Here is a 12,149-nt window from a genome sequence, read left to right as displayed (position 1 = left end):
AGTGTGCCCGGAGTTCAGGGCGGGCATGGATGCTTAAATGAACCGCGAGTCTGTCTGGAATATTGAACCGGTAACTCACGATGAGAAACCCAACAATCCCACCGGGTGTGACGGTGGAGAACCTGAGCGGCAGTGACCTGCGGCATGCCCGCAGGGTGATGTAACCCGCTGACAACGGGGATTGAGGCGAGATCACTAAGCCGAGATGATCCTCAAGGTTAAGTACTGAAAGGCTGAAGAACATGAACCCGTTAATCCGCCTCTGTGGGTTGAAAACGTCACCACGGCCTACGTGATCTGACAGGCCGTGCAGGAGGAACTGGCAGTGATACGTAAGCACTGCCGGTCGAAGGTGTTTTGACATGTATGCGAAACACCGGGGCAGCAGCGTCTATCACGCTTGCGTTGCTGACTTCTGCCAACTTGCGGCAAGCAAGGATAAAGAGTGCGACGGGCAGCCTCCTCAGTATGCCTGAGTCCAGGCAGGTAAACCGGGGAAGGTCAGCGACGGATGTTAAGGGGGCATGGCTCCGATGACGCGCTGGCTGGCGGAGCTTCCGTAGTAGTCCGCGATGGGGAAAGCCCATTACATGGCGAAGGGAAGCAGTTTGAATGTGTTTGCGACGTGAATTAACTGACCTAACGAGGTGAAGACCTTTGATAATCAGCGAAATGCAACGCAAGCTTGCCACATGGGCAGCCACCGATCCGTCCCTACGGATTCAACGGCTGCTGCGTCTGATAACACAACCAGAATGGCTGGCTGAAGCGGCGCGGATCACGCTTTCATCAAAGGGGGCGCATACCCCCGGCGTTGATGGCGTGAACAAAACAATGCTACAGGCCAGACTGGCTGTTGAGCTGCAAATCCTCAGGGATGAATTACTCTCAGGCCACTACCAGCCCTTGCCCGCCAGACGGGTTTACATCCCTAAAAGCAACGGCAAACTGCGACCACTGGGTATCCCCGCGTTGCGGGATCGTATTGTTCAGCGGGCCATGCTGATGGCGATGGAGCCGATATGGGAGAGTGATTTTCATACGCTCTCATATGGCTTCCGGCCTGAGCGCAGTGTCCACCACGCGATCCGCACGGTGAAATTACAGCTCACAGACTGCGGTGAAACCCGGGGACGCTGGGTGATTGAAGGCGACCTGTCCAGTTACTTCGACACCGTACATCATCGACTGCTGATGAAGGCTGTACGCCGCAGGATCAGTGACGCACGTTTCATGACTCTGCTGTGGAAAACCATCAAGGCGGGACATATCGATGTCGGTCTCTTTCGGGCGGCCAGTGAAGGTGTGCCACAGGGCGGTGTTATATCGCCGCTATTATCGAACATCATGCTGAATGAGTTCGATCAATACCTGCATGAGCGCTACCTGAGCGGGAAAGCCAGAAAAGATCGGTGGTACTGGAATAACAGTATCCAACGGGGCCGAAGTACGGCGGTCAGAGAAAACTGGCAGTGGAAACCCGCGGTGGCGTACTGCCGCTATGCCGATGATTTTGTCCTCATCGTCAAAGGCACCAAAGCACAGGCGGAAGCCATCAGGGAGGAGTGTCGGGGTGTGCTCGAAGGCAGTCTGAAACTCAGGCTGAACATGGATAAGACTAAAATCACCCATGTTAATGACGGCTTTATCTTTCTGGGGCACAGGATCATTCGCAAACGCAGTCGTTATGGCGAGATGCGAGTGGTCTCAACGATCCCGCAGGAGAAAGCCAGAAACTTCGCCGCATCGCTGACAGCACTGTTATCAGGCAACTACAGTGAAAGCAAAGTCGATATGGCTGAACAACTCAACCGAAAACTGAAAGGCTGGGCCATGTTCTATCAGTTCGTTGATTTTAAGGCCAAAGTCTTCAGTTATATCGACCGTGTCGTGTTCTGGAAGCTGGCTCACTGGCTGGCCCGCAAATACCGTACAGGTATCGCTTCCCTGATGAGGTGGTGGTGTAAATCACCGAAACCGGGTCAGAGCAAAACGTGGGTTTTATTTGGTAAAACCAATCACGGCAAGCTCAGCGGCGAAATACTGTACCGGTTGGTGGGGCAAGGCAAGAAGCTGTTCCGCTGGCGGCTACCCGAAGGTAATCCCTATCTGAGGACGGAGACCAGAAACACGTATACATCGCGCTTTACAGAAGTGGCAATGGCGTTCGCCAGCATTTAAATGGAGAGCCGGATGCGCTGAAAGGTGCACGTCCGGTTCGGGGAGGAGAGGCAGGGAAATAGTCCGACTACGCCCTGCCTCTTACTCTACTCTGGACAGGCAAGCGTTGGGCTTACCTTGCTGTTGTTCTCGATCTGTTCGCAAGGAAACCTGAGGGTTGGGCAATGTCATTCTCACCGGACAGCAAGCTGACATCAAAGCGCTGGAAATTGCGTGGGAAGCTCGCGGTAAACCCGCCGGAGTGATGTTCCACAGTGACAGTAATAATGCCGGTGTCAGTCTTTACCACCACTCAGTTTGCCGTTTAACCCGATTGGTGTGATTACTGATGCAGTGAAGACCTTTCCGCATCACATCACTACAAATATTGATTTTTGATTGTTGGATTCGCACCAGATTTCACCTCTGTAGGGTATTCAAAAATGCTCAGTTATTACTGATGCCTAAACTGCAGCGTTGCGGGCAGGTAGCGTTGTAGCGTTTCGGGCGTATCGCCCTCGATCAATTGGCTTATCAGATCATAGCAGTGCCAGGCCAACTGGCGGTTATCCTGCTGTACGGTATCGATACGCAGCGACAGCGAATCATAAAGATAGTGATCGTCAAAGCTCGTCAGATGGATATCTGAGTCGAGTAAATGGTGCTGGCTCATATAGCGCAGTACCCCTTCGAGCAGTCCACAGGCGGCAGTGAACAGCGCCTTAGGCGGCCGCCCAAGTCGCGCGCAGAGTGCGGCGAACATCTCATAGCCTGAGCTCGGGTGGTAGTTACCGTTAATCACCCATTCCGGGCGCAGTGCAATACCCGCCTGAGCCAAACCCTGCGTGAAGCCGGTCAGACGATCGCGTGAAGGCGACAGACGCGACTGACCGCCTAAAAACCAGAACTCATCGCTATGCTTAGGTGCAATGCGGGAAATCAGTTCCGCCGTTGGGGTAATCGAATCAGTCATCACCAGCGGCAGCAGGCTTTCATTAGGACAACGGTCAAACAGCACTACTGGCAGTTGTTGGCTGAGCTTAAGATAGTCGGCATCGTTGTGCATACATGAAGCGACGATCAGACCGTCAACCTGGCGGGAAATCATGTTATTGACCACCACGCTCTCCTGACCGGGGTTTTCATCAGTACAAGAGATCAATAGCTGGACGCCTGCTTCGCGGCACAGCATTTCCAGCTCATGTGAAAAGACCGCAAAGCCGTGGTTGGTGATCTCCGGCACCACCAGTCCGATGGTGTGGCTGCGGTTGTCGCGCAGCGAGCGGGCGTGAATGCTTGGCTGATAGTGCTGCTCACGGGCAATCGCCAGTACTCGCTCACGCGTTTCCTGCGCCACACGCAGCTCCTTGCCACGACCGTTCAGTACTAGGCTGGCGGTCGCTTTTGAGACGCCAGCCTGTTCGGCTATATCTTTAATGGTTACGCGTTTAGTTTTCATTACGACGCCATGAGCTTGAGGCAAAACGCTTATTCTACCATGCAAGTTCGCAGCGGCCAGTAGCAGAATGCGTCCGGTGTGATGCCGGAGAACATTAGCTGCCCTGAACAGGCCGGGAAGTAGCGGCAGCTCATCACTCCTTCGCCGCCGTTGATGAAAATCTCCACGCTAGACTGGTCGATGAAAATATGCAGCGAGCGGACGTCTCCGCGCCAGTAACGATAATGCTTCTCGTCGCTGGCCAGACTGGGTCGGGCCAGGCGGATCCCGCTGGCATCGCGTTCAAGGGTTAATGCGCCGTCAAAATCGAGGCTCAAAATATCGTCCCCAGTGGTTTGTAGAACGATTTCCATCGGTGCCAGCGGCAGGGAGTTCCCTGCCCAGCCGTGCGCTTCGCCGCGCAGGGCGCTCAGCTCTCGTAGAGGACGTTGGTATAGCTGACCATCGATAAACTCCAGCTCACGCAGGCAGGTCATCTGATGGATCCAGCCGTTGGTGAGGGTCGGTTGAAGCATCTCTTCGCCCTCCGGCACGCCCATCCAGCCGACCAGCAGACGGCGGCCATCACTGGTAAGCATGGTTTGCGGGGCGTAGAACTCAAACCCTGCGTCCAATTCGTGCAGTTCGCCATGCTCGAAGGCCGCGCGGTGGTAGTCGAAATCGCCGCTCATCCACACTGCCGGGTAGGTGTTGAGATAGCGCTCTTTCTCACGAGGCACGCCCTGCGGGCAGCAAATCAGGACATGCTGGTCGCCGAGGGCAAACAGGTCCGGGCATTCCCACATATAGCCCGCGTCGTCCAGGCCATTGATGCCATAACCGGCGATTTCGCCCTGACTCGTCCACTCATGAAGGTCCGCTGAGCTGAATAACAACACCTTGCCACGCTTTTGCAAATCCTGTGCGCCCAGCACCATGTACCAGCGACCTTCGTGCTGCCAGACTTTCGGGTCACGCACGTGGCCGGTATAGCCCTCCGGCAGCGGTAATACCGGGCCGAGTTTGGTAAACGTGCCGTCGGCATTTTCCGTCGCCAGGCACTGCCACGCGGTTCGGCTGCCGTCGTCAAATTTTACGTTGCCGGTATAGCACAGGGTGAGCGTGCCGTGACTATCCACGGCGCTGCCGGAGTAGCAGCCGTTGCGGTCATACTCTTCATCCGGCATGAGCGCGATCGGCTCATGTTGCCAGTGCAGCAGGTCGGCAGAGCTCCAGTGCCCCCAGCACTTGAACTTATGATCGCAGGCGAGCGGGTTCCACTGATAAAACAGGTGATAACGTCCGGCAAATTCAATAAAGCCGTTGGGATCGTTCATCAGCCCGGTCACCGGCGCATGGTGCCAGCGGGGATAGTGGCTGTCGGTCAGCGCGCGCGGCTGGCCCTGCATAACAGCCTGCAAAATCGCAGGCAGGCGTGATGGATGTGACATTATTCAGCGTCCGTTTTGTATTTCAGTACCAGGGAGACGACAAAGGCGACGCCAAAGGCGATAACCATCCCGATAATGTAGTTCAGCAGCGAGCTGGCCTGCACGATAGCCATGCCAGGGATAGCCGTCAGGCCCACCGCGGTCATGTAAACATGCATGGATACCACCCACGCGCCGCCCACCGCGCCGCCAATCAGGGCTGCGATAAACGGTTTTACAAAGCGTAAGTTAATACCAAAAATCGCCGCTTCGGTGATGCCGAGCATGGCAGAAAACGCCGAGGGCAGGGTAATGGCTTTGATTTTGGCATCTTTCGTTTTGAACCACACCGCCAGACAAGCACCGCCCTGAGCGACGTTGGCCATCGCCCAAATCGGCAGCAGGAAGTTGACGCCGATGGATGGGTTGCCCAGCAGTCCCGCTTCGATGGCGTGGAAGCTGTGGTGAATACCGGTAATGACGATAACCGAATAGAGACCGCCAAACAGCAGTCCGGCCAGCCAACCGGCGTGGGTAATCAGGGTGCTAAGGACAAACGAAATACCGTCGCCAAGCGCGCGACCAGCCGGGCCGATAATCAGCAGGGCGATAAAACCGGAAATGATCACCGTCAGGAACGGCGTCAGGATCAGATCCAGTGCATCGGGGATCACGCGACGCAGCTGTTTCTCAACGATGCTCATAAACCACACCGCCAGCAGCACCGGGAACACCGTGCCCTGATAGCCGATCATGGCAATCTCAAGGCCGAAGAAGTTCATGGTGTGGAAACCGGCGGCCACACCCCAGGCGTTGGTGAGCGCCGGGTGAGTCAGGATGCCGCCAAGCGTCGCGCCAAGATAAGGATTACCACCGAACTCGCGGGCGGCGGTGAAGCCAATCAGAATCGGCAGAATAATAAACGCCGCTGAGCTGCACATATCCAGCATGATGTAGATGGCGTTACCCGGGTCGACCCAGCCGTACGTTTTAACCATCCCCAGAAGGCCCATCAACAGGCCGGAGGCGACGATAGCCGGGATGATCGGCACAAAGATGTTCGACAACAGGCGGGCAATGCGCTGGAAAGGATTCAGTTTTTTCGCCGCAATGTCGGCAGCTTCCGATTTGCTGGATTCGCCAATCCCTGCCGCCTGGATAAAGGCGGCGTAGACTTTGTTCACCACCCCGGTGCCGAAGATAATCTGCATCTGTCCGGCGTTACGGAAACAGCCCTTCACCCCATCAATTTTGCCGATGGCCTGCTGATCGGCCAGTGAGTCATCGACCAGCACCAGGCGCAGGCGTGTGGCACAGTGCGCGGCGCTGGCGATATTTTCCTTGCCTCCCAGAAGCGGAAGTAGCGAGCGGGAAATCTGTTCAAAATCCATAGTACCCTCTGAATGCGTATTGATTTTCGAGTTGTCGTCCCGTGGTAGCCGGGGCGCATTCTCTTCGTTGTTATTGTGTCCGGGGCGACGAAACGTATTTTGTCGCCCCGGCGGTTACTGTCGCCAGGTGTTAACCATCAAAACCAGGTTTCCATCTGCATCCCGAACGACCATTCGCCGCCCGATTTAAACCCACTGCTACCCAGCGCGTCATCGCTGGCGTAATTATTGAGTTTTTTGCTCCAGTCCATCCATGAGGTATAAAGACGGATTTCAGGACGACTGAAGAAATCACCGATGTCGCCAACCTTAAAGGTCGGGGCGAAGGTGAGCTTGTAGAAGCTACCGTTTACCGCATGGCGATCGTTATAACCTTCAGGTTTGAGATCCATATACTGGTAGCTGCCTTCATAAGCGAGGGCGAAGTTCTGATTGATCTCCTGGATCAGGCGCATGTTCAGCGTCGCCCACTGGTAGCTGTCGCCATCGACATAACGGTCTTTACTGGTTTGTGCCAGTATCGCCGGGGCGATAAACCAGTTCTTGCTCAGTGGCGTGGTGCCGTAGCTGGCGAAGCGCCAGGTGTTAGCCCCCGAGCGTAACGCGCCATCAGAGCCGACACCTTTAACTTCTGCACCCAGACCGTGACCGTAGAGCAGGGCGGTTTTGCTGGCACCTTCACGCAGGCCGTAAAAACTGTCGTTGTGCAATCCGAGCAGCGTATGCACGCCGGTATTTGCCGCATCGCCTTTGACCGGATTACCGTTAGTATCCTGGCGTTCGTCGTTGTCTTTTGCCCGCATCCCGCTGACCATCACCTGCACCGGACCGATGAAATTGTTCATGCTGACGATGTAGTTCTGCACGCTGTTGCTGGTATCAGCAATATCGCCAAAGTTACGCCCGTAAAGAGAGAAGTTGCTTCGAACGCTGTCGTTCCACCTGACGTCGTAAATACCGCCGCCGGTACCGGCGAGGAACACGACATCCGAGTCGATCCAGTGAATGTCAAAGTTATCCCGGTCAAAGCGTTTCCCGGCCCACAGGGTTGAGCCTTTAAACGGCCCGTCGAAGGTGGGCAGGTTACCCAGTTCAACAAAGGCCTGACGAACGTTCAAATCACTGGTGCTTGCCGTCCAGTCGTTATAAGTGGTTTGACCGTCGGCGACCATGACTTTGAAGCGGGTCGTTGCCCCGTTATCCAGGGTCTGCTTATGTTCAAGATTCATTTCAACATAGGTATCGGCCTGGTTTCCCAGACGTCCAATAGCCCCGCCGGTTTCCCCTGCTGGCGTCATATAGGCCCCGGATTTGGTGCTGGCACCGGAGTCATTCATTATCACCCCGGAGCGGGCGTAGCCGTGGAACTCAAACCCGCTTTTCTCATCGGCTTTTTTCTCCAGTTTGGCGGTACGCTGAGCCACTTCCTGAGTGCTGTCCTGGGTTTTTTGTTGCTGTGTCGTGAGCTGCTGTACTTTCTTCTCTGCCGACTCTGCGCGGGTTTCTGCCGTTTGCGCTCTGTTTTCGGCATCCTGTAAGCGTTTTTCCAGCGCAATTAAACGGGCTTCGATACTGCTGAGATCCGTTTGTGCATGGGCTGAGGCGGCGCCGGTTAGCAAAGCGATAAGAACCGCGAGTGTGCTTTTTCTGAACATATTGATTGCATCCCAAAAGGAAAATAAAAAATTGTGTGTTTTTGCTAAACCGGTTTAGTTGCTATGTTAAGCACGACATTTAACATTTTGAAATTGATTTTGCTAAACCGGTTTAATAAGTGTGATGGATGCAACAAAGTGGACCGCGTACGACGGTATTTAGGATCAAATCTGGCGGTGTAGATCGCGCTGGTATGGCAGGGCAGTCATCGCGCCTTTCGCCAGGGTTGCCAGGGCACCGCAGGTTTGCGCCAGAGCGAGCGTTGGCTCCAGGGCATTGATATCCGCCGGCATCCCGTTGGCAGCAAGGCTGGCAAGCAGTCCGGCGACAAACGCATCGCCCGCACCGGTGGTATCCACGCTGACAACCGGTTTAGCGCTGAAATGGGTAAACTTCTGCTGAAAAGCGGCAAGCACCCCCGCTTTGCCCCGCGTCACCAGTAGCAATTCCGGCTGATAGCGCTCTGTTACGCTGGCGATTCCGTATGCTAAATCTTTACTGCCGCTGATGAAGACCAGCTCCTCTTCCGATAGCTTTACCACGTTTGCCATGGACAAAGCGCGATCGAGGCAGGCTTGCAGCAAAGCCTGATCCTGCCAGAGATCAGGACGAATATTAGGGTCAAAGCTGATCCGACCGCCGACAGACTTGATGTTCTCCATAGCCGCGAAGGTAGCACTGCGGCTGGGCTCGGCGCTGAGCGCGATGGAGCAGACGTGCAACCACTGTCCGGCGGCAAACTGTGGCAGGTCTTCTTCAGCCAGGAACAGGTCAGCGCTGGGGCGTACCATAAAGGTAAAGGTGCGTTCACCTTGGTCATCAAGGTCGACCACCACAGTGGACGTGCGGTGATGATCGTCAAGATACATATGGCTGACGTCGACCTGCTCCTGTTGCAGGGTATGACGCATGTAGCGGCCAAACGGGTCACCGCCGACGCGGCCGATAAATCCGCTGTTGCCGCCAAGGCGGGCAACCCCTACCGCCACGTTAGCCGGCGCGCCTCCAGGGCACTGTAGCAAGCGCCCTTCACTCTCCGGTAGCAGGTCCACCACTGCGTCGCCCAGAACCCAAACTTTTGCTTTCATGCTAAAACCCTCCAAGGCTAAACTTAATTAAACCGGTTTAGCATATTAAATCACAATGAATGAGTGGGTGGAATGTTCCAGCCGGAAAAGCGCTGCTCAGGGCATAAAAACGTGAGCCGCCTTACGAAATAGAATTGATTCGACAGCTGTGAAGACTTACGTCCTGGACACAAATGGATCCTGGATAAATTACCATACAACTTGATGAAATTATTATGTTTTATCTTATTTTGGACTGACCCCACAACAGTAGACATTTCCTGTCCTCACGACGAGGCCTGTTCGAAGGCCTCCGGACTGACGCCGCCGAGGTGGCTGTGACGCCGGGCCCGGTTGTAGAAGATTTCAATGTAATCGAAGATATCGGCCCGGGCCAGATCCCGGGTTTTATAGATACGTTTTCTGATCCGTTCTTTTTTCAGCGAACTGAAGAACGATTCGGCCACCGCATTATCCCAGCAGTTGCCACGCCGGCTCATGCTCGGTGCCAGGTTATTGGCCCGGCAGAAGCGCTGCCAGTCGTCACTGCCGTACTGGCTGCCCTGATCGCTATGTACGATAACCTCGCCGTCCGGTTTTCGACGCCACACGGCCATCATCAGAGCGTCCAGCGCGAGTTCGCGAGAGAGAGTGGGCTTCATCGACCAGCCAACCACGTTACGGGCGAAGAGATCGATAACCACCGCCAGATACAGCCAGCCCTGCCAGGTGCGGAGTAGAGTAAGAGGCAGGGCGTAGTCGGACTATTTCCCTGCCTCTCCTCCCCGAACCGGACGTGCACCTTTCAGCGCATCCGGCTCTCCATTTAAATGCTGGCGAACGCCATTGCCACTTCTGTAAAGCGCGATGTATACGTGTTTCTGGTCTCCGTCCTCAGATAGGGATTACCTTCGGGTAGCCGCCAGCGGAACAGCTTCTTGCCTTGCCCCACCAACCGGTACAGTATTTCGCCGCTGAGCTTGCCGTGATTGGTTTTACCAAATAAAACCCACGTTTTGCTCTGACCCGGTTTCGGTGATTTACACCACCACCTCATCAGGGAAGCGATACCTGTACGGTATTTGCGGGCCAGCCAGTGAGCCAGCTTCCAGAACACGACACGGTCGATATAACTGAAGACTTTGGCCTTAAAATCAACGAACTGATAGAACATGGCCCAGCCTTTCAGTTTTCGGTTGAGTTGTTCAGCCATATCGACTTTGCTTTCACTGTAGTTGCCTGATAACAGTGCTGTCAGCGATGCGGCGAAGTTTCTGGCTTTCTCCTGCGGGATCGTTGAGACCACTCGCATCTCGCCATAACGACTGCGTTTGCGAATGATCCTGTGCCCCAGAAAGATAAAGCCGTCATTAACATGGGTGATTTTAGTCTTATCCATGTTCAGCCTGAGTTTCAGACTGCCTTCGAGCACACCCCGACACTCCTCCCTGATGGCTTCCGCCTGTGCTTTGGTGCCTTTGACGATGAGGACAAAATCATCGGCATAGCGGCAGTACGCCACCGCGGGTTTCCACTGCCAGTTTTCTCTGACCGCCGTACTTCGGCCCCGTTGGATACTGTTATTCCAGTACCACCGATCTTTTCTGGCTTTCCCGCTCAGGTAGCGCTCATGCAGGTATTGATCGAACTCATTCAGCATGATGTTCGATAATAGCGGCGATATAACACCGCCCTGTGGCACACCTTCACTGGCCGCCCGAAAGAGACCGACATCGATATGTCCCGCCTTGATGGTTTTCCACAGCAGAGTCATGAAACGTGCGTCACTGATCCTGCGGCGTACAGCCTTCATCAGCAGTCGATGATGTACGGTGTCGAAGTAACTGGACAGGTCGCCTTCAATCACCCAGCGTCCCCGGGTTTCACCGCAGTCTGTGAGCTGTAATTTCACCGTGCGGATCGCGTGGTGGACACTGCGCTCAGGCCGGAAGCCATATGAGAGCGTATGAAAATCACTCTCCCATATCGGCTCCATCGCCATCAGCATGGCCCGCTGAACAATACGATCCCGCAACGCGGGGATACCCAGTGGTCGCAGTTTGCCGTTGCTTTTAGGGATGTAAACCCGTCTGGCGGGCAAGGGCTGGTAGTGGCCTGAGAGTAATTCATCCCTGAGGATTTGCAGCTCAACAGCCAGTCTGGCCTGTAGCATTGTTTTGTTCACGCCATCAACGCCGGGGGTATGCGCCCCCTTTGATGAAAGCGTGATCCGCGCCGCTTCAGCCAGCCATTCTGGTTGTGTTATCAGACGCAGCAGCCGTTGAATCCGTAGGGACGGATCGGTGGCTGCCCATGTGGCAAGCTTGCGTTGCATTTCGCTGATTATCAAAGGTCTTCACCTCGTTAGGTCAGTTAATTCACGTCGCAAACACATTCAAACTGCTTCCCTTCGCCATGTAATGGGCTTTCCCCATCGCGGACTACTACGGAAGCTCCGCCAGCCAGCGCGTCATCGGAGCCATGCCCCCTTAACATCCGTCGCTGACCTTCCCCGGTTTACCTGCCTGGACTCAGGCATACTGAGGAGGCTGCCCGTCGCACTCTTTATCCTTGCTTGCCGCAAGTTGGCAGAAGTCAGCAACGCAAGCGTGATAGACGCTGCTGCCCCGGTGTTTCGCATACATGTCAAAACACCTTCGACCGGCAGTGCTTACGTATCACTGCCAGTTCCTCCTGCACGGCCTGTCAGATCACGTAGGCCGTGGTGACGTTTTCAACCCACAGAGGCGGATTAACGGGTTCATGTTCTTCAGCCTTTCAGTACTTAACCTTGAGGATCATCTCGGCTTAGTGATCTCGCCTCAATCCCCGTTGTCAGCGGGTTACATCACCCTGCGGGCATGCCGCAGGTCACTGCCGCTCAGGTTCTCCACCGTCACACCCGGTGGGATTGTTGGGTTTCTCATCGTGAGTTACCGGTTCAATATTCCAGACAGACTCGCGGTTCATTTAAGCATCCATGCCCGCCCTGAACTCCGGGCACACT

7 protein-coding genes and 2 pseudogenes are annotated in these 12,149 nt (G+C 55.1%); 2 read left to right on the top strand and 7 right to left on the bottom strand.

The features are described 5' to 3' along the window. The first annotated feature begins 672 nt into the window (after positions 1 to 672). Together ltrA (OGX67_RS07185) and OGX67_RS07180 are read left to right on the top strand one after the other, a co-directional pair. The gene (gene ltrA / locus OGX67_RS07185) at positions 673 to 2,181 is read left to right on the top strand and encodes a group II intron reverse transcriptase/maturase (RefSeq protein WP_001189111.1); all 1,509 of its coding nucleotides are present in this window, start codon (positions 673 to 675) and stop codon (positions 2,179 to 2,181) included. A gap of 80 nt (positions 2,182 to 2,261) precedes the next feature. After that, positions 2,262 to 2,449, top strand: a pseudogene (locus OGX67_RS07180) (DDE-type integrase/transposase/recombinase); the annotation flags it as partial. A gap of 165 nt (positions 2,450 to 2,614) precedes the next feature. Here OGX67_RS07180 and OGX67_RS07175 read toward each other — a convergent pair. From OGX67_RS07175 to ltrA (OGX67_RS07145), 7 genes and pseudogenes are all read right to left on the bottom strand, one after another. After that, entirely contained in the window at positions 2,615 to 3,619 is a 1,005-nt protein-coding gene (locus OGX67_RS07175) for a LacI family DNA-binding transcriptional regulator (RefSeq protein ID WP_003029591.1), read from the bottom strand. Positions 3,620 to 3,648: 29 nt separating this feature from the next. Beyond that, entirely contained in the window at positions 3,649 to 5,049 is a 1,401-nt protein-coding gene (locus OGX67_RS07170) for a sucrose-6-phosphate hydrolase (protein WP_110249104.1), read from the bottom strand. Further along, on the bottom strand, positions 5,049 to 6,419 hold the full coding sequence (locus tag OGX67_RS07165; RefSeq protein ID WP_000345204.1) for a sucrose-specific PTS transporter subunit IIBC: 1,371 nt from the start codon (positions 6,417 to 6,419) through the stop codon (positions 5,049 to 5,051). The genes OGX67_RS07170 and OGX67_RS07165 overlap by 1 nt, the downstream gene beginning before the upstream one ends. A gap of 137 nt (positions 6,420 to 6,556) precedes the next feature. Next, positions 6,557 to 8,074 carry a carbohydrate porin gene (locus OGX67_RS07160; protein WP_110249103.1) on the bottom strand — a complete coding sequence of 506 codons (1,518 nt, stop codon included), beginning with the start codon at positions 8,072 to 8,074 and terminating at the stop codon, positions 6,557 to 6,559. A gap of 165 nt (positions 8,075 to 8,239) precedes the next feature. Then, a complete protein-coding gene (gene cscK, locus OGX67_RS07155; RefSeq protein ID WP_099530855.1) occupies positions 8,240 to 9,163 on the bottom strand; it encodes a fructokinase in 924 nt (307 codons plus the stop codon). Positions 9,164 to 9,429: 266 nt separating this feature from the next. After that, positions 9,430 to 9,888 (bottom strand): annotated as a pseudogene (locus OGX67_RS07150) (IS3 family transposase); the annotation flags it as partial. An 80-nt stretch (positions 9,889 to 9,968) separates the two neighbouring features. Further along, positions 9,969 to 11,477: a group II intron reverse transcriptase/maturase gene (ltrA, locus tag OGX67_RS07145; protein WP_001189111.1), complete on the bottom strand. Its 1,509-nt coding sequence runs from the start codon at positions 11,475 to 11,477 to the stop codon at positions 9,969 to 9,971. Positions 11,478 to 12,149 lie beyond the last annotated feature (672 nt).

It is taken from the genome of Citrobacter sp. Cf118 (genome assembly GCF_030334095.1).
Classification (GTDB): domain Bacteria; phylum Pseudomonadota; class Gammaproteobacteria; order Enterobacterales; family Enterobacteriaceae; genus Citrobacter; species Citrobacter freundii.
The sequence above is the reverse complement of the archived record's forward strand: the minus strand, read 5'-3'. Positions and strand labels throughout refer to the sequence as shown.

Coding starts and splice junctions, on each gene's coding strand:
- cscK (WP_099530855.1), bottom strand. CDS start 9,163: ATGAAAGCAAAAGTTTGGGTTCTGGGCGACGCAGTGGTGGACCTGCTA.
- OGX67_RS07160 (WP_110249103.1), bottom strand. CDS start 8,074: ATGTTCAGAAAAAGCACACTCGCGGTTCTTATCGCTTTGCTAACCGGC.
- OGX67_RS07165 (WP_000345204.1), bottom strand. CDS start 6,419: ATGGATTTTGAACAGATTTCCCGCTCGCTACTTCCGCTTCTGGGAGGC.
- OGX67_RS07170 (WP_110249104.1), bottom strand. CDS start 5,049: ATGTCACATCCATCACGCCTGCCTGCGATTTTGCAGGCTGTTATGCAG.
- OGX67_RS07175 (WP_003029591.1), bottom strand. CDS start 3,619: ATGAAAACTAAACGCGTAACCATTAAAGATATAGCCGAACAGGCTGGC.
- ltrA (WP_001189111.1), top strand. CDS start 673: ATGCAACGCAAGCTTGCCACATGGGCAGCCACCGATCCGTCCCTACGG.
- ltrA (WP_001189111.1), bottom strand. CDS start 11,477: ATGCAACGCAAGCTTGCCACATGGGCAGCCACCGATCCGTCCCTACGG.